Source organism: Methylomonas montana (genome assembly GCF_030490285.1).
GTDB lineage: Bacteria > Pseudomonadota > Gammaproteobacteria > Methylococcales > Methylomonadaceae > Methylomonas > Methylomonas montana.
This window is the reverse complement of sequence record NZ_CP129884.1, coordinates 3253784-3271299: the sequence shown is the minus strand read 5'-3', so window position 1 is coordinate 3271299 and position 17516 is coordinate 3253784. Positions and strand designations below refer to the sequence as shown.

Here is a 17516-nt window from a genome sequence, read left to right as displayed (position 1 = left end):
TGTTGAATGTAACTCAATAGAAACGGAGCGATAATGAGCAGAAAGAAAGCGTTGATCACAGGGATAACCGGCCAAGATGGATCGTATCTTGCGGAATTCCTATTGGAAAAAGGCTATGAAGTACATGGCATCAAACGGCGTTCGTCCTTATTTAATACCGAGCGCGTTGATCATATCTATCAAGACCCGCATATCAAGGATCCGCAGTTTTTTCTGCATTATGGCGATTTGACCGATAGTTCAAATCTGACCCGTATTCTCAGCGAAATCCGTCCGGATGAAGTCTACAACTTGGGTGCGATGAGCCATGTTGCTGTATCGTTCGAATCCCCGGAATATACCGCAGACGTTGATGCCATGGGTACATTACGGCTTTTGGAGGCCATTCGTTTTCTCGGTATGGAAAAAACCACACGTTTTTACCAGGCGTCGACTTCGGAGTTGTATGGCTTAGTTCAAGAAATCCCGCAAAAAGAGACTACGCCGTTTTATCCTCGCTCGCCCTACGCGGTCGCCAAGCTTTACGCTTATTGGATCACCGTTAATTATCGTGAAGCGTATGGGATGTATGCGTGTAACGGTATTTTGTTCAATCACGAATCGCCGCGCCGAGGCGAAACTTTCGTAACACGTAAAATCACTCGCGGACTAAGTAATATCGCTATCGGTTTGGATAAATGTCTTTACATGGGTAATATGGATTCGCTCAGGGATTGGGGGCATGCCAAGGATTATGTGCGCATGCAATGGATGATGCTGCAACAAGAAAAGCCGGAGGATTTTGTCATTGCTACCGGTGTACAGTATTCGGTAAGGCAGTTTATCGAAATGTCAGCTGAAGAGCTTGGGGTGAGCATTCGCTGGGAAGGTTCGGGTGTTGAGGAAAAAGGCTACGTAGACGCAATTGCAGGCGACAAGGCACCCAGTATGTCGGTCGGTCAAAATATTGTCGCCATTGATCCGCGCTATTTTAGACCTGCCGAAGTGGAGACCTTGTTGGGGGATCCGAGCAATGCTAAAAACAAATTAGGTTGGGTGCCGCAGATTACCTTGCAGGAAATGGTGGCCGAAATGGTTGCTTACGATCTTGAACAAGCGCAGAAACATGCTTTGCTGAAAAAACAAGGTTACAACGTGGCGGTCAGTCGGGAGTAACAGCATGATCGATAAGCAAGATAAAATTTATCTGGCAGGCCATCGGGGTATGGTTGGTTCGGCGATTTATCGGCAATTGATTGAAGCCGGTTATCAAAACATTGTGGTCCGTGCCCATGCCGAATTAGATTTGACTGACCAAGTGGCTGTAAGGCAATTCATGGAGCAGGAGCGTCCGAATCAGGTAATTCTTGCTGCTGCCAAAGTAGGCGGTATTCATGCCAACAATGAATATCCCGCCGAATTTATCTATCAAAACCTGATGATGGAAGCCAATGTGGTTCATCAAGCATGGCAGATTGGTTGTAAACAGCTTTTGTTTTTGGGTAGTTCTTGTATTTATCCGAAGTTCGCCGAACAGCCGATGGCGGAAGAGGCGTTGTTGACGGGTATTTTGGAGTCCACTAACGAGCCATATGCAATAGCCAAGATTACCGGAATCAAGTTGTGCGAATCCTATAATCGGCAATATGGCACGGATTATCGCTCGGTGATGCCGACCAATTTGTATGGAGAAAACGATAATTTTCATTTAGAAAACAGTCACGTTATCCCGGCGTTGATCAGAAAGTTTTACGATGCCAAGGTCAGTGATTTGGCAACCGTCAGCGTGTGGGGAACCGGTAATGCCATGCGCGAGTTTCTGCATGTCGATGACATGGCTGCGGCTTGTCTGCATGTGATGGCTCTGGATAAAGAACAGTATCAATCTTGTACTACACCCATGTTGTCGCATCTAAATGTAGGAACGGGCGACGATGTAACCGTTCGAGAATTAGCTAAGACTATTCAATGTGTTGTCGGTTATCAAGGGCAAATTAGTTGGGATAGCAGTAAACCGGATGGTACTCCACGAAAACTCATGAATATATCAAAGCTCAAGTCTCTGGGGTGGCAGCCAAAAATCGGGTTGAAAGATGGGCTTGCGCGGACATATCAATGGTTTGTCGAACATCAGGGCCAGTTTAAACAGCAATAAGCTGGCGTTACATCCGCGCTCACGAAAGGCGTGAAGTTCGCGCGGATAGAATTAATGCTTGACTTGGTGTGAGTGGGATGTATAATGAGCGGCTCTTCACTGCTCAGGCAGGTTGGTTTTGACGGTGAAGCGGTCGACTGGGTTCGGTGGGTTGGTGGTGTTTAGGTTGGTTTTGTTTTTTGGTGTTTCGGTTTTTTGAAATGACTTAAAAATAAATTTGACAAACACTGAAAACGCTGTAGAATATGTCGGCTCAACAGGGCGAAATGCCCTGGCTCTTTAACAAACTAAATCGAAATAATTTGTGTGGGTATGTGTGATGGCTATGTTCTGTATAGAAATAGTCGACACAGAAAACCACGTCAATTCGCAAGAAAAGATGTTCTGTAGTCGAGCCAAGATTGGTTACTAATCTTATTTAGTAACAAGTTAAAATTAAACTGAAGAGTTTGATCATGGCTCAGATTGAACGCTGGCGGTATGCTTAACACATGCAAGTCGAACGGTAGCAGGCCTTCGGGCGCTGACGAGTGGCGGACGGGTGAGTAATGCATAGGAATCTGCCTATTAGTGGGGGACAACGTGGGGAAACTCACGCTAATACCGCATACGCCCTACGGGGGAAAGCGGGGGCTCTTCGGACCTCGCGCTAATAGATGAGCCTATGTTGGATTAGCTAGTTGGTAGGGTAAAGGCCTACCAAGGCGACGATCCATAGCTGGTCTGAGAGGATGATCAGCCACACTGGGACTGAGACACGGCCCAGACTCCTACGGGAGGCAGCAGTGGGGAATATTGGACAATGGGCGAAAGCCTGATCCAGCAATACCGCGTGTGTGAAGAAGGCCTGAGGGTTGTAAAGCACTTTCAATAGGAAGGAATACCTATCGGCTAATACCCGGTAGACTGACATTACCTATACAAGAAGCACCGGCTAACTCCGTGCCAGCAGCCGCGGTAATACGGAGGGTGCAAGCGTTAATCGGAATTACTGGGCGTAAAGCGTGCGTAGGCGGTGATTTAAGTCAGATGTGAAAGCCCTGGGCTTAACCTGGGAACTGCATTTGATACTGGGTCACTAGAGTTTAGTAGAGGAGAGTGGAATTTCAGGTGTAGCGGTGAAATGCGTAGAGATCTGAAGGAACACCAGTGGCGAAGGCGGCTCTCTGGACTAAAACTGACGCTGAGGTACGAAAGCGTGGGTAGCAAACAGGATTAGATACCCTGGTAGTCCACGCCGTAAACGATGTCAACTAACTGTTGGGTTCTTAAAGAACTTAGTAGTGGAGCTAACGTATTAAGTTGACCGCCTGGGGAGTACGGCCGCAAGGCTAAAACTCAAATGAATTGACGGGGGCCCGCACAAGCGGTGGAGCATGTGGTTTAATTCGATGCAACGCGAAGAACCTTACCTACCCTTGACATCCAGAGAATCTGTTAGAGATAGCGGAGTGCCTTCGGGAACTCTGAGACAGGTGCTGCATGGCTGTCGTCAGCTCGTGTTGTGAAATGTTGGGTTAAGTCCCGTAACGAGCGCAACCCTTATCCTTAGTTGCCAGCGCGTAATGGCGGGAACTCTAGGGAGACTGCCGGTGATAAACCGGAGGAAGGTGGGGACGACGTCAAGTCATCATGGCCCTTATGGGTAGGGCTACACACGTGCTACAATGGCCGGTACAGAGGGCTGCGAACTCGCGAGAGTAAGCTAATCCCAGAAAGCCGGTCCCAGTCCGGATCGTAGTCTGCAACTCGACTGCGTGAAGTCGGAATCGCTAGTAATCGCGGATCAGAATGCCGCGGTGAATACGTTCCCGGGCCTTGTACACACCGCCCGTCACACCATGGGAGTGGGTTGCAAAAGAAGTAGGTAGTTTAACCTTCGGGAGGGCGCTTACCACTTTGTGATTCATGACTGGGGTGAAGTCGTAACAAGGTAGCCCTAGGGGAACCTGGGGCTGGATCACCTCCTTACAAAGACAGAGCAACTGTCATACGTACTCACAACAAATTATTTCGATTGAAAGACGCACCTGGGTCTGTAGCTCAGTTGGTTAGAGCGCACCCCTGATAAGGGTGAGGTCGGAGGTTCAACTCCTCCCAGACCCACCAACTAACGAAAAAAGGCGAAAGTCTTTAGTCTATTCGGGGCCATAGCTCAGCTGGGAGAGCGCCTGCCTTGCACGCAGGAGGTCGGGAGTTCGATCCTCCCTGGCTCCACCATCAAGCCAACATCGGTTGAGCGGTGAGTGTGAAAAGTGTCGTCGATGAGAGGTGTCAGAACATCAGCGCTATAGGGTTTTATCTTTAAGGTAAAGATAAAGACTTTATAGCATTGGTATTCGTACCAATAGCTCTTTAACAATATGGAAATCTGTAACTATAGTAACGATCAGCAATGATCGAAACTGAAACGAGTTGCGGTTTATAACGCGTCATTATCGAAAGATAAAGACAAGAAGTAAACGGCATGTCGTTCTCAAGCAGAAAAAATCAGCGAAAATGTCAGCTGACAAATAACTTAAATAGAAAGCCTAGTAAAGCTCAGGATTAACCTCCAAGGCCGAGTGAAAGCAGACGTATTCGGGTTATATGGTCAAGTGAATAAGCGCATACGGTGAATGCCTAGGCAGTAAGAGGCGATGAAAGACGTGGTAGCCTGCGATAAGCTTCGGGGAGGCGGCAAACAGCCTTTGATCCGGAGATCTCTGAATGGGGAAACCCGGCCAACATAAGTTGGTCATCTTTGAGTGAATACATAGCTCACTGAAGCGAACCCGGAGAACTGAAACATCTAAGTACCCGGAGGAAAAGAAATCAACCGAGATTCCCTAAGTAGTGGCGAGCGAACGGGGACTAGCCCTTAAGCTAGAATTAGGTTAGTGGAACGGTCTGGAAAGTCCGGCGATACAGGGTGATAGCCCCGTACACGAAAACCTGTTTTTAGTGAAATCGAGTAGGTCGGAGCACGTGAAACTTTGACTGAATATGGGGGGACCATCCTCCAAGGCTAAATACTCCTTACTGACCGATAGTGAACTAGTACCGTGAGGGAAAGGCGAAAAGAACCGCGGAGAGCGGAGTGAAATAGAACCTGAAACCGTATGCGTACAAGCAGTGGGAGCCCCTTCGTGGGGTGACTGCGTACCTTTTGTATAATGGGTCAGCGACTTACATTTTGTGGCAAGCTTAACCGAATAGGGGAGGCGTAGCGAAAGCGAGTCTTAATAGGGCGTTTAGTCGCAAGGTGTAGACCCGAAACCGGGCGATCTATCCATGGCCAGGCTGAAGGTTGGGTAATACTAACTGGAGGGCCGAACCCACGTCTGTTGAAAAAGACGGGGATGAGCTGTGGATCGGAGTGAAAGGCTAATCAAGCTCGGAGATAGCTGGTTCTCCTCGAAAGCTATTTAGGTAGCGCCTCGTGTATCACTGCTGGGGGTAGAGCACTGTTTCGGCTAGGGGGTCATCCCGACTTACCAACCCGATGCAAACTCCGAATACCAGCAAGTGCCAGCACGGGAGACACACGGCGGGTGATAAGGTCCGTCGTGAAAAGGGAAACAGCCCAGACCGTCAGCTAAGGTCCCCAAATCTATGCTCAGTGGGAAACGATGTGGAAAGGCACAGACAGCCAGGAGGTTGGCTTAGAAGCAGCCATCCTTTAAAGAAAGCGTAATAGCTCACTGGTCGAGTCGGTCTGCGCGGAAGATTTACCGGGGCTAAGCATAGTACCGAAGCTACGGATTTACACGTAAGTGTGAGTGGTAGAGGAGCGTTCCGTACGCCTGCGAAGGTGCATTGAGAAGTGTGCTGGAGGTATCGGAAGTGCGAATGCTGACATAAGTAACGATAAAGGGGGTGAAAAACCCCCTCGCCGAAAACCCAAGGTTTCCTGCGCAACGTTAATCGACGCAGGGTTAGTCGGCACCTAAGGCGAGGCTGAAAAGCGTAGTCGATGGAAAACAGGTTAATATTCCTGTACCAGTAGTAACTGCGATGGGGTGACGGAGAAGGCTATATCAGCGGTCGGTTGGAAGTGGCCGTTTAAGCAGGTAGGCATGCATCTTAGGCAAATCCGGGGTGCTCTATGCCGAGACGTGATGACGAGCGGTTCGAAAGAACAGCGAAGTGATAGATGCCCTGCTTCCAGGAAAAACCTCTAAGCTTCAGGTTACTAGTGGCCGTACCCTAAACCGACACAGGTGGGTGGGATGAAAATTCTAAGGCGCTTGAGAGAACCCAGGTGAAGGAACTAGGCAAAATGATACCGTAACTTCGGGAGAAGGTATGCCCTCATGTCGTGAAGAGACTTGCTCTTGGAGCGAAAGAGGGTTGCAAAAAATCGGTGGCTGCGACTGTTTAGCAAAAACATAGCACTCTGCAAACACGAAAGTGGACGTATAGGGTGTGACGCCTGCCCGGTGCTGGAAGGTTAATTGATGGGGTTATCTTCGGAGAAGCTCTTGATCGAAGCCCCAGTAAACGGCGGCCGTAACTATAACGGTCCTAAGGTAGCGAAATTCCTTGTCGGGTAAGTTCCGACCTGCACGAATGGCGTAACGATGGCCACACTGTCTCCACCTGGGACTCAGTGAAATTGAAATCGCTGTGAAGATGCAGTGTACCCGCGGCTAGACGGAAAGACCCCGTGCACCTTTACTATAGCTTGACACTGGACTTTGAACCTACTTGTGTAGGATAGGTGGGAGGCTTTGAAGCGGGAACGCCAGTTCTCGTGGAGCCAACCTTGAAATACCACCCTGGTATGTTTGGAGTTCTAACCTCGACCCGTTATCCGGGTTAGGGACAGTGTCTGGTGGGTAGTTTGACTGGGGCGGTCTCCTCCTAAAGAGTAACGGAGGAGCACGAAGGTACCCTCAGCCTGGTCGGAAATCAGGCAATGAGTGCAAAGGCATAAGGGTGCTTGACTGCGAGACGGACAAGTCGAGCAGGTACGAAAGTAGGTCTTAGTGATCCGGTGGTTCTGTATGGAAGGGCCATCGCTCAACGGATAAAAGGTACGCCGGGGATAACAGGCTGATACCGCCCAAGAGTTCATATCGACGGCGGTGTTTGGCACCTCGATGTCGGCTCATCACATCCTGGGGCTGAAGCAGGTCCCAAGGGTATGGCTGTTCGCCATTTAAAGTGGTACGCGAGCTGGGTTCAGAACGTCGTGAGACAGTTCGGTCCCTATCTGCCGTGGGCGTTTGAGATTTGAGGGAAGCTGCTTCTAGTACGAGAGGACCGAAGTGGACGAACCTCTGGTGTTCCGGTTGTCATGCCAATGGCATTGCCGGGTAGCCACGTTCGGACAGGATAACCGCTGAAAGCATCTAAGCGGGAAGCCCCTCCCAAGATGAGATCTCACTGGGACTATAAGTCCCCTGAAGGGCCGTCGGAGACTACGACGTTGATAGGCACGGTGTGGAAGCGCAGTAATGTGTGAAGCTAACGTGTACTAATTGCCCGTGAGGCTTGACCATATAACACCCAATGCGTTTGGGTAGCAGTTGACCAGCTGATAAGCAACTGAGAACGACAAACTCGATACAGATTTCCATGAAAGACAGGTCAAAGGCAAAAGCCGCAGCGAACACCCCTCAAAAGTGAACGTGCGCGCGAAAAGCCTAAAGGCACAAAGCCCAATGAGGCTAAACCTAACCTGTTGCATGACGGTTGGATAACCATCCAGCCCAACCAGTTTGCTTGGTGAACATAGCGAGCGTGAACCACCCGATCCCATCCCGAACTCGGAAGTGAAACCGCTTAGCGCCGATGATAGTGTGGCAGGTTGCCATGTGAAAGTAGGTCATCGCCAAGCTCTTAACACTAAAGCCCAGCTAGTGATAGCTGGGCTTTTTTTTTGCTCTAATGGCGGTGCAGCTTGCTGAAAGAGCTTCAAATTTCAATCAGAAATTGATAATTGAATGTCGTTCTTTGACATTCAGTTTTTGTGTTCTAGATCCCCATTTCTATAGATTCTGACTCGCTTAATTTTTTCCAGCGGTTGATAATTAAACAAAATAGCTCTGCGGTTTGCTCGGCATCGTAAAGCGCTGAATGCGCTTTCTCGTTATCCCAAGTTAAACCAGCGGCCTGGGCAATTTTAGCTAATACAGTTTGCCCATATACCAAGCCACCTAGTGTGGCAGTGTCGAAGCTGCTGAAAGGGTGAAATGGGCTTCTTTTATAGTTGGTCCTATCGATCGCAGCATTCAGAAAATTGATGTCGAATGCTGGATTATGGCCGACCAAAATCGCCCGTTTGCATTCGTTTCGTTTGACAGCGGCTTTAATCGGGGTAAATAGTTTAGTTAACGCGTCCTTTTCTTCGACAGCCATTCGGAAGGGATGATAAGGATCGATGCCGGTAAATTTTAATGCCGCTTCATCTAGTTCGGAGTTTTTAAACGGAATAATATTGCTATGGTGTTTTTCGGTGATGCGTAGCAAGCCATCTTGATCAGGCTCTACGATGACCGCAGCAATTTCTAAAAGTGGATTTTTTTTGGCGTTAAAGCCAGCAGTTTCGATGTCGATAATAACTGGCAGGTAACCTCTAAAACGATTACCTAAGGGGTTGAAGGTGATTTCCATTGAGTTGCGGATATGGCTAGAAAAGTCGATTGTATGGTATGTTACGTGAGTTTTGGATAGGTTTAAACAATATTCAATTAATGAGGTGATGGTTATGCAAGACGGGAAAAGAGGTTGGCTGATCGTAGGGCTCCTGGCTGTATTAAGCGGTTGCGCTACAACCCATGGTAGCGATCCTAAAGACCCTTGGGAAAGTTGGAATAGGGGTGTGCAATCGTTCAACGATGGTGTTGATGATTATGTCATGAAACCGGTTGCCAAAGGCTACGATTGGGCGATGCCTGATTTTGCCGATCAAGCTGTGACCAATTTTTTTAGTAATATCGACGACATCGGAGTCTGTACTAACGATGTTTTGCAAGGTAAATTTGTTCAATCTGGTCAAGATGGTGCTCGCTTTTTGGTGAATACTACGGCTGGTGTAGCGGGTCTGATCGATGTCGGTACAATGATCGATTTGCCTAAGCACAATGAAGACTTTGACCAAACCTTGGGTTATTGGGGGATGCCGACCGGTCCTTATCTGGTGCTGCCATTTTTCGGCCCTAGTTCGCCGCGTGGTGTATTTGGATTGCTAGGAGATGCTGCGATGAATCCTTTCACCTACGCTGGTATTTATCTAAACCCGAGCTGGGTCGGGGCGGCCGCCTCGGTTGGTCCGGGCGCATTGAAGGTCATTGATGCGCGTTCCGATCTGCTGGGTATGGAAAAAGTCGCCAGCGAAGCAGCGCTCGATCGTTATGAGTTCTTCAAAAATGCCTATCTTTCCAGACGTAATTACCTGATTCACGATGGCAATGTGTCGGATGAAGATGTATTAAAACTCGATGAGATGAAAGAGGGCGGCCATGGTCCGTTGGATCTCAATCCGTATTAATTGAGCTATCAAGCCTACGATAAGGCCGCAAAGCAGTTTGCTTTGCGGCTTTTTTATTGGGCTAACCGCGCGCCGATAAAATCCCCATCCGCTTTAATTAGTTCAACTAGGGTAATTTTGTTTTCTAGCTGTATCTCCTGCGTTACATCGCAGCTAACCCGTAAATAATTCGGCGTATAGCCGAAATAGCGAATATTGCCGTTGCTGAGTATTTCTGTATGTCCTTCCCATAGCACATAGACTTGAGTACTAATGTTTTCTGCGATAAATGCCTGTTTCATAGTTTCCGCCAATTCATGCAATTGCTTGCTGCGCTGTTTCTTGAGTTCTTGGCTGACCGGATTGGGGAACACAGCGGCAGCGGTGCCGGCACGCGGCGAATAGCTGAAAATATGAATGTGGCTGAAGCCGATGGTTCTAATGTAATCAATGCTTTCCTGCCATTCCTGTTCGGTTTCGCCGGGAAAGCCAACGATGATGTCGGTGGTGATGTTGAAATGTGGAATCGTGGTTCTGGCCAGTTTGATGATCTGGCTGAATTCCTCGGTCTTGCAGCGTCTGGCCATGCGTTTTAACACGCTGTCGCTACCGCTTTGCAAGGGCAGATGCAGATGCGGCATCAGTCTGGGATTTTTGAACAATTCGAAAAAACCGTCCGGTAATTCCCAGGGTTCCAGTGAGCCGAGGCGCAGGCGCGGAATCCGGGTTTTATCGAGTATTTCGGTAATCAATTCCACCAAATTGCTGGCGATGTCGCTGCCGTAGCCGCCCAGATGTACGCCGGTAATGATGGCCTCGTTAATGCCTTGGCTGTGCAGCGCGTTGATTTCATCGAGGACGTTCTGAATGGGGCGGCTGCGCTCTTCGCCGCGGGCGACGGTGACGATGCAGAAGGTGCAGCGGTAGCGGCAGCCATCCTGTACCTTGACGAAGGCCCTCTGCCGTCCGCGGCTGAACAGCGACACTTCGCCGGGTTCGGTCGACATGGCCGGCATGCTGTCCATGTTCAATTCGGCCAGAGTTTTTTCCACCAGTTGATTTTTATCCTTGTTACTGACGATCAAATCCACGCCCATCAATTGTGCGGCTTCGGATTCGTTCAATGTCGCATAGCAACCACTGACCACCAGCTTGGCCTGTGGATTGTCTCGATGGATGCGGCGGATAGATTGCTTGGATTTTTTCACGGCGTCCTGGGTTACCGCACAGGAGTTAAGTACCACCAATTGCGCATCATTAATGTTGCGAGTAATGCTGTGGCCGGAGGCTTGAAAGGCTTGCGCCCAGGTTTCCAGTTCGGCTTCGTTGAGGCGGCAGCCCAGAGTCTTTAAATGGATTTGCATGAAATATAAAACAATGTAGGTTGGGTTAGCGTAGCGTAACCCGACATGATCAAATAATTTGCCATCAATATGGTTTAACCAAAAAACCAGTAAGTCACAAAAATAGCGGTAATAATGCCGCCCAGATCGGCCATGATGCCGCAGGCGGCGGCATGGCGGATGTTGGTGATCCCGACCGCGCCGAAGTATACCGCTAATACATAAAAGGTCGTCTCTGTGCTGCCTTGCACCACAGATGCCAGCCGGCCGGCGAACGAATCGGCGCCGTGCGTCTGCATGGTGTCTATCATCATCGCCCGCGCGCCGCTGCCGCTGAATGGCTTCATCAAGGCGGTAGGCAGACCATCGATGAAGCGGTTGTCGATGCCACAATAGTTGACCAGCAACCTCACCCCGTCGGTGATTAATTCCAATGCGCCGCTGGCCCGAAACACTCCGAAGCCAACCAACATCGCCACCAGATAGGGAATTATGCTGATTGCGGTCTGAAAACCGTGCTTGGCACCTTCGACGAACAACTCATAAGCATTCAGTTGTTTGTATGCGGCGGCAGCGATAAAGGAAATCACTAGACTGAACAGAATCACGTGACTGACCAAGGCCGATTGCTGCAACATTTCCGCCTGATCCAATCCGGCGAAATAAGCCAGAATGGCGCCGACCAGCATGGTGATGCCGCCCAGGTAAGCCAGCACCACTTTATCCAATAGATTTATTTTTTGCACAACGGCGACTGCCAGAAAGCCGGTCAGTGTCGACATATACGTTGCGATCAGAATCGGAATGAACACATCGGTGGGGTTCGCCGCGCCAAGCTGCGCCCGGTAGGCGAAGATGGTCACCGGAAACAGCGTCACCGATGAGGTATTGATCACCAGAAACAAAATCTGCGGATTGCTGGCCTTGTAAGGATTAGGGTTCAAGGTCTGCATTTCCTGCATGGCCTTGATGCCCATCGGCGTCGCCGCGTTGTCCAGCCCCAGCATGTTGGCAGCGATGTTCATCACCATCGCGCCCAAAGCCGGATGATCTTTCGGTATCTCCGGCATCAGGCGGTTGAACAGCGGATTGAGTGCCTTGGTCAAATAATCGATGAAACCGCTATGTTCGCCGATTTTCATGATGCCCAGCCACAAGGCCAGCACGCCGCTTAGCCCTAACGAAATTTCGAATGCGGTTTTCGACAGGCTGAACATCGCATTCATCAACTCGGAAAATACTTTCGTGTCGCCCAGCACCAGCAGCTTGAAAGCGGCGGTGGCGAAGGCGCTCAGGAAGAAGAATATCCAGATGAAGTTCAGCAACAACGAATCCCAGGACTTTAGCCGATTTTCTTGGCTAAAGCTGCCGCATAGCCGGTATAGCCGTGTGGGGTTAGCGCCAGTAGTTCGGCCTTCGCTTGGGCCGGAATCTCCAGCTTTTCGACGAAGGCGCGCATGCCGTCGCCGGTGACGCGTTGACCGCGGGTCAGCTCTTTGAGTTTTTCATACGGTTTTTCGATGCCGTAGCGGCGCATTACGGTCTGAATCGGTTCGGCCAACACTTCCCAGTTCTGGTCCAGGTCCTGATCGATCAAAGCGGGATTGATTTCCAGTTTGGAAATACCTTTCAAGGTCGATTGTATGGCGATGCTGGTGTGAGCGATGCCGACGCCGATGTTGCGCAACACTGTCGAGTCGGTCAAATCCCGCTGCCAGCGCGATACCGGCAATTTGTCGGCCAGAAAACCGAAGATCGCATTGGCAAGTCCCAGGTTGCCTTCGGAATTTTCGAAGTCGATAGGATTGACCTTGTGCGGCATCGTCGAGGAGCCGACTTCGCCGGCGATGGTTCTCTGTTTGAAATAACCCAACGAAATATAGCCCCAGACGTCGCGGTCGAAGTCCAGCAAGATAGTGTTGAAGCGCGACAGGGCGTGGAAAAACTCGGCCATGTAATCGTGCGGCTCGATCTGGATGGTGTAGGGGTTGAAGGTCAGGCCCAGCGACTCGACAAAGTTTTGCGCGAACTGCGCCCAATCGACGTCCGGGTAGGCGACGCTGTGCGCGTTGTAATTGCCGACCGCACCGTTGATTTTGCCCAGCAATTCGATTTTTGCCAATTGTACGCGCTGGCGCTGCATGCGGGCGACGACGTTAGCGAATTCCTTACCGACCGTGGTCGGCGTCGCCGATTGGCCGTGGGTGCGCGACAGCATGGGTTGCTCGGCGCTATCCAAGGCCAATTTTTTGATAGCGTCTATGCTGGCGTCGATCTCGGCCAACATCAGGTCGCGGCCTTCCTTCAGCATCAGGGCATAGGACAAGTTGTTGATGTCTTCCGAGGTGCAGGCGAAGTGGATGAACTCGTTGACGGCATGTAGCTCGGTGTTGTCCTTGATTTTGGCTTTCAGGAAATACTCGACCGCCTTGACGTCGTGATTGGTGGTTTTCTCGATGTCTTTGACGGCTTGGGCGTCGGCTTTGGAGAAATTGCTGACGATGCTGTCCAATACCTCAATGGCATCGGCCGATAAGGCTGGCACTTCGACGATCTTGGCTTCGGCGGCCAAAGCTTGCAGCCAGCGCACTTCCACTTCAACCCGGTAACGGATCAAACCGTATTCGCTGAAAATGGGGCGCAAGGCGTCGACTTTGCTGGCATAGCGGCCGTCGATGGGGGAGATGGCGGTGAGTGTCATAGAGCTATTTCCTTAGGAGATATTTGGGTAGTTATTTAAAAACCGAGACTAACCAATTGCTGAAATTAGCAGCGGCTTCGATAGTTAATAGGTTTTCGGACAACGCATCCGGCAATCTTATGCCGGGCTCTTTTTGCCAAGCTCGCCATGTATAGATTCTGGCTTTCGACTCATGAATGCCTTTAAATAGCTTGGCCGGTAAGTTATTTATTGAGAGGTCAGCGTGAGCTAATAGCGATTGTTGTTCGGCGTCGGTTGAAATCATTTGTTCGACAAAATTTTCAATCATGCCGTCATTTTGGTGATCAGGCATGATCCATAAGCCAATATCGGGTAAGCCGTTTGAATGTTTGAAAATGTCGCCTGTTTTGTAATTAGGCTGATCTGATATTTCGTAGAGGCCGTAATTTTGTTCTTGTAAAAAATCGTTTATTTTCTTGGCGACCAAATTTCGCCTTGAAGTGACTCCCCCGTTATTGTCTGGCTCAAAGTCAGCATCGATCACAATAGCTAGTTTATCAATATCGCCACTGCGCAAGCGTTTAATTTCTGTTGGTAAACGGTCAATCAGGTTAGTCCAGCCGTTTCTTTGTGAGCCCCTGTCCTTTGGAGTGACGATGGCTATTTCTGGTACATCGACATCAGTGAGCCCCAGTTTTTTGCAGAATGCTTTGAAAAAGGCTCGATCATCATTGCCTTCAACCAATAATATCTTTTTAGACATTATCTGATCTCAAGTTCTGATGCGGTTATTGTTTGTAACTCGGCCTCATCGTAAACAGTGGCAATGACTTTTCCATGATCGCTGGTGAGTTTGCTTCTGGAAACTTTCAACAAAATGCCATCTTTCGGACTTTCAACTGCGGCTTTAGTAAAACTCTCGATACAATCCCAGCTATGCGTTGTTGCGAATACTTGAATATTTAGCTCTTTCGCTAATTGAAAAATGATGCGCCAGACTTCTTCTTGAACGCTGTAGTGCAAGCCGTTTTCAAACTCGTCAATTAATAAAATGCCATCTTTTGCAGGAAATACAGAAAGTATCAGCTGCAGTATGCGCGACATGCCATCGCCCATGCTGTTGAGAGGGATTCTATTTTCAACATCTTTGGTTTTAACGATTGCAAAACGGCTGTTGTTGTTTTGATGAGATTCGATGAATGCAAGTTTTTCAATACGGTCATCAATTAACTTCAAAGCTTTTATGACAATATTCTCATATGGGCTTAGTGTGATTTCATCCCAGAGTGTAGATAGTTGTTCTGATGATAAAAAGTCGGACGGAACATAACTTAGTCCAAATGAATAAAGTTTAGAATTCAGGAGCCAAAACGTAGAAAACTGAGTTTTGATTTCCTCTAATTCGTGAATTGTGTTCTTGCCTGATTCTAACGTTATGCGAATTGCTGGATATAATAGCGCTGAATCTTCAATATTAGACAAGTCAGATTTTACAATAACTCTTCGGCGAGTGGAAAATGGCTGGCCGTCTTCGTCAATATCTGATTCATCTTTAAAGTAATAAAATATATATTCTATTTTTAGAAGAGTTTTCTCATTGGAGGACAAAGCTATATTGATATTGTCTTTTGAAGGGAATTTTCGATTAGGAAAGAGATTTTTTAGTCCTAGCCAGTTTTTTATACTACCGTCAAATGATGTGCGATCCAAGCTATATGATTCGTCATGTTCATTCAGTATTGTGCTGAGTAGCTCAAGGTTTGCGTCGCCAGCATAGATGCGCAGCGCCTCGAGAATAGAACTCTTGCCGCTATTGTTTTTGCCAACAATCAAATTCACGCGGCCAAGTTTTGGGATTTCCAAATCCTCTAACATGCGGAAATTTTTAATGCGTAAATTGGTTAGCATTGTTGATCCTTATGTTTCATTGTACTTCGACTCAATTATCCCGCCACCCAAACAAACATCACCCTGATAAAACACCACCGATTGACCGGGGGTGATGGCGCGTTGCGGTTGGTCGAAGCGGACTTTGACGCGGGTGCCATCATCAATTGTTTCGACGACACAATCCTGATCGGCTTGGCGATAACGGGTCTTGGCGGCGCAGCGGATGGTTTCGGTCAACGGCTGGCTGCCGCACCAGTCCAGTTGGCCTGCTTCCAAGGTGTTGTGCAGCATCAACGGATGGTCGTGGCCTTGGCCGACGATCAGCACATTGTTGACCAGGTCTTTTTCCAACACAAACCACGGTTCGTCCGGTGCGTCCTTGACGCCGCCTATGCCTAAGCCCTGGCGTTGGCCCAGCGTGTAGTACATCAAGCCGTGATGCTTGCCGATGTATTGGCCTTCCGGGGTGCGCATTTCGCCGGGTTGGTGCGGCAGGTAGCGTTGCAAAAATTCCTTGAACTTGCGTTCGCCGATGAAACAGATGCCGGTACTGTCTTTCTTGCTGCTGTTGGCGAAACCGGCTTTATCGGCCATCGCCCGGATTTCCGGTTTATGTAGATGGCCGATCGGGAATAGGGTTTTAGACAGGGCTTTCTGGCCCATTGCATATAAAAAGTAGCTTTGTTCCTTGTTCGGGTCCAGGCCTTTCAATAACTGAAATTCGCCGTCATGTTCTCGGACGCGGGCATAATGGCCGGTGGCGATGTATTCAGCGCCCAGGTCTTCGATGGCATAATTCAAAAACGCCTTGAACTTGACGTGTTTGTTACAAAGAATGTCGGGATTGGGAGTACGGCCGGCCTTGAATTCCGACAAAAACACTTCGAAGACTTCGTCCCAGTATTCGGCGGCGAAGTTGACTGTCTTTAATTCGATGCCCAGCGTATCGCAAACCTGTTGTGCATCGGCCAAATCCTGCATCGCTGTGCAGTATTCGGTGCCGTCGTCTTCTTCCCAGTTTTTCATGAACAAGCCGGAGACCTTGTGGCCTTGTTCTTGCAGGGTCAATGCAGTAACGGAAGAATCGACGCCGCCGGACATGCCGACGATGATATGTTTGCTCATGCTAAATCCAGAAAGGACTGTAATAAGGTAAGCGGATAACGGTGGCCTTTTAGGTATTCATCCACGATTTTTAGAACCAAAGGGCTGCGCAATTGTTGGCGTTTTTCGTAAATTTCATTGCGGCTCAACCAGTGAGTGTCGATAATGCCGTCGTCGAGTGGCTGTTTGGGGTTATGATTGCTGACCTTGCCGGAAAAACAGAAGCGGACAAAGCTGGGCATATCGGGACTTCTGCGCCATAGTTGCGTAGCGATTAGAGCCTCTGGCTCGAATTCCCAGGCGGTTTCCTCCCAAACTTCGCGTTTGACGGCGCTGATCAAGTCTTCACCTTCTTCCAAATGACCGGCAGGTTGATTGAACGCAAGGCCTCGTGCCGTTGTCTCTTCAACCAGCAGAAAACGGCCGTCTTTTTCGATCACGGCTGCGACAGTAACGTGGGGTTTCCAGACCATGATATTGATAGAAAACGGTAAAAGGCGCGCATTTTACTAGAAATGTTTTTTATATGCGTAAAGATTGAAATTTGATGTTTAAGGCGCTATTTTTAAGATCACAGTGATTCGCAGTACCAGAGCTTATGTCCGATTTTGAACCCTTTAAAGAGATTGACGGTAACACCGCGCTGCAAGAAGCCAAACCGCAGCTGAAAAGACCGCCATTGTATAAGGTGATCTTGCTTAACGACGACTTTACGCCTATGGATTTTGTCGTCGAAATATTGACCGATTTTTTTAATATGAGCGAAGAAAAAGCCACACAGGTCATGTTGCAAGTGCATACGCAGGGGGTCGGCGTTTGCGGCACTTATACTAAGGATGTTGCTGAAACCAAAGTACATATTGTTAATGAATATTCCCGTGAGCACCATCATCCGCTGATGTGCACGATGGAAGAGGCGTGAGGGCT

Annotated in this window: 12 protein-coding genes, 2 tRNA genes and 3 rRNA genes; 9 read left to right on the top strand and 8 right to left on the bottom strand. The window is 49.0% G+C overall.

The window, feature by feature from the left end; translation table 11 throughout:
• The first annotated feature begins 33 nt into the window (after nt 1-33).
• The 7 genes from gmd to rrf all read left to right on the top strand — a co-directional run bounded on the left by gmd (nt 34) and on the right by rrf (nt 7958).
• Complete coding sequence (gene gmd / locus QZJ86_RS15060) at nt 34-1155, top strand: GDP-mannose 4,6-dehydratase (RefSeq protein WP_301671284.1); 1122 nt, start codon at nt 34-36, stop codon at nt 1153-1155.
• Nucleotides 1156-1159: 4 nt separating this feature from the next.
• Nucleotides 1160-2134 (top strand): GDP-L-fucose synthase, encoded by a 975-nt coding sequence (gene fcl / locus QZJ86_RS15055; protein ID WP_301671283.1) that lies wholly within the window; start codon nt 1160-1162, stop codon nt 2132-2134.
• 437 nt (nt 2135-2571) lie between these two features.
• Nucleotides 2572-4105: ribosomal RNA gene (locus tag QZJ86_RS15050) — 16S ribosomal RNA — on the top strand.
• Between the two features lie 61 nt (nt 4106-4166).
• Nucleotides 4167-4243, top strand: a tRNA-Ile gene (locus QZJ86_RS15045).
• A 35-nt stretch (nt 4244-4278) separates the two neighbouring features.
• A tRNA-Ala gene (locus QZJ86_RS15040) sits at nt 4279-4354 on the top strand.
• A gap of 371 nt (nt 4355-4725) precedes the next feature.
• A 23S ribosomal RNA gene (locus tag QZJ86_RS15035) occupies nt 4726-7620 on the top strand.
• 222 nt (nt 7621-7842) lie between these two features.
• Nucleotides 7843-7958 (top strand): 5S ribosomal RNA (rrf, locus tag QZJ86_RS15030).
• Together the 16S, 23S and 5S rRNA genes with 2 tRNA genes alongside form the textbook arrangement of a ribosomal RNA operon.
• Before the next feature lie 137 nt (nt 7959-8095).
• On the opposite strand, the gene rnt is transcribed toward rrf, so the two are convergent.
• Nucleotides 8096-8734 carry a ribonuclease T gene (gene rnt, locus QZJ86_RS15025; RefSeq protein WP_301671282.1) on the bottom strand — a complete coding sequence of 213 codons (639 nt, stop codon included), beginning with the start codon at nt 8732-8734 and terminating at the stop codon, nt 8096-8098.
• A 94-nt stretch (nt 8735-8828) separates the two neighbouring features.
• On the opposite strand from rnt, the gene QZJ86_RS15020 reads away from it, so the two are divergent.
• Nucleotides 8829-9611: an MlaA family lipoprotein gene (locus tag QZJ86_RS15020; protein WP_301671281.1), complete on the top strand. Its 783-nt coding sequence runs from the start codon at nt 8829-8831 to the stop codon at nt 9609-9611.
• A gap of 53 nt (nt 9612-9664) precedes the next feature.
• Here QZJ86_RS15020 and mtaB read toward each other — a convergent pair whose 3' ends face one another.
• The 7 genes from mtaB to QZJ86_RS14985 all read right to left on the bottom strand — a co-directional run bounded on the left by mtaB (nt 9665) and on the right by QZJ86_RS14985 (nt 17062).
• The gene (gene mtaB, locus QZJ86_RS15015) at nt 9665-10954 is read right to left on the bottom strand and encodes a tRNA (N(6)-L-threonylcarbamoyladenosine(37)-C(2))-methylthiotransferase MtaB (RefSeq protein ID WP_301671280.1); all 1290 of its coding nucleotides are present in this window, start codon (nt 10952-10954) and stop codon (nt 9665-9667) included.
• Nucleotides 10955-11028: 74 nt separating this feature from the next.
• The gene (locus QZJ86_RS15010) at nt 11029-12258 is read right to left on the bottom strand and encodes a nucleoside recognition domain-containing protein (protein ID WP_301671279.1); all 1230 of its coding nucleotides are present in this window, start codon (nt 12256-12258) and stop codon (nt 11029-11031) included.
• A 17-nt stretch (nt 12259-12275) separates the two neighbouring features.
• A complete protein-coding gene (gene purB / locus QZJ86_RS15005) occupies nt 12276-13634 on the bottom strand; it encodes an adenylosuccinate lyase (protein ID WP_301671278.1) in 1359 nt (452 codons plus the stop codon).
• 31 nt (nt 13635-13665) lie between these two features.
• Nucleotides 13666-14358: a DUF3226 domain-containing protein gene (locus tag QZJ86_RS15000; protein ID WP_301671276.1), complete on the bottom strand. Its 693-nt coding sequence runs from the start codon at nt 14356-14358 to the stop codon at nt 13666-13668.
• Complete coding sequence (locus QZJ86_RS14995) at nt 14358-15503, bottom strand: AAA family ATPase (protein WP_301671275.1); 1146 nt, start codon at nt 15501-15503, stop codon at nt 14358-14360. The genes QZJ86_RS15000 and QZJ86_RS14995 overlap by 1 nt, the downstream gene beginning before the upstream one ends.
• Before the next feature lie 9 nt (nt 15504-15512).
• Nucleotides 15513-16610 carry a tRNA 2-thiouridine(34) synthase MnmA gene (gene mnmA, locus QZJ86_RS14990; protein WP_301671274.1) on the bottom strand — a complete coding sequence of 366 codons (1098 nt, stop codon included), beginning with the start codon at nt 16608-16610 and terminating at the stop codon, nt 15513-15515.
• The gene (locus QZJ86_RS14985) at nt 16607-17062 is read right to left on the bottom strand and encodes an NUDIX hydrolase (RefSeq protein WP_301671273.1); all 456 of its coding nucleotides are present in this window, start codon (nt 17060-17062) and stop codon (nt 16607-16609) included. Before QZJ86_RS14985 ends, mnmA begins: the two co-directional genes overlap by 4 nt.
• A gap of 125 nt (nt 17063-17187) precedes the next feature.
• Between QZJ86_RS14985 and clpS the strand changes: the two genes are divergently transcribed.
• Nucleotides 17188-17511 (top strand): ATP-dependent Clp protease adapter ClpS, encoded by a 324-nt coding sequence (clpS, locus tag QZJ86_RS14980; RefSeq protein WP_301671272.1) that lies wholly within the window; start codon nt 17188-17190, stop codon nt 17509-17511.
• The last annotated feature ends 5 nt before the right edge of the window (nt 17512-17516 follow it).

What these genes read in the sequence shown, in the direction of transcription:
- QZJ86_RS15020 (WP_301671281.1), top strand. Translation starts at nt 8,829, where the DNA reads ATGCAAGACGGGAAAAGAGGTTGGCTGATCGTAGGGCTCCTGGCTGTA.
- mnmA (WP_301671274.1), bottom strand. Translation starts at nt 16,610, where the DNA reads ATGAGCAAACATATCATCGTCGGCATGTCCGGCGGCGTCGATTCTTCC.
- QZJ86_RS15000 (WP_301671276.1), bottom strand. Translation starts at nt 14,358, where the DNA reads ATGTCTAAAAAGATATTATTGGTTGAAGGCAATGATGATCGAGCCTTT.
- clpS (WP_301671272.1), top strand. Translation starts at nt 17,188, where the DNA reads ATGTCCGATTTTGAACCCTTTAAAGAGATTGACGGTAACACCGCGCTG.
- QZJ86_RS14985 (WP_301671273.1), bottom strand. Translation starts at nt 17,062, where the DNA reads ATGGTCTGGAAACCCCACGTTACTGTCGCAGCCGTGATCGAAAAAGAC.
- QZJ86_RS14995 (WP_301671275.1), bottom strand. Translation starts at nt 15,503, where the DNA reads ATGCTAACCAATTTACGCATTAAAAATTTCCGCATGTTAGAGGATTTG.
- gmd (WP_301671284.1), top strand. Translation starts at nt 34, where the DNA reads ATGAGCAGAAAGAAAGCGTTGATCACAGGGATAACCGGCCAAGATGGA.
- fcl (WP_301671283.1), top strand. Translation starts at nt 1,160, where the DNA reads ATGATCGATAAGCAAGATAAAATTTATCTGGCAGGCCATCGGGGTATG.
- purB (WP_301671278.1), bottom strand. Translation starts at nt 13,634, where the DNA reads ATGACACTCACCGCCATCTCCCCCATCGACGGCCGCTATGCCAGCAAA.
- rnt (WP_301671282.1), bottom strand. Translation starts at nt 8,734, where the DNA reads ATGGAAATCACCTTCAACCCCTTAGGTAATCGTTTTAGAGGTTACCTG.
- mtaB (WP_301671280.1), bottom strand. Translation starts at nt 10,954, where the DNA reads ATGCAAATCCATTTAAAGACTCTGGGCTGCCGCCTCAACGAAGCCGAA.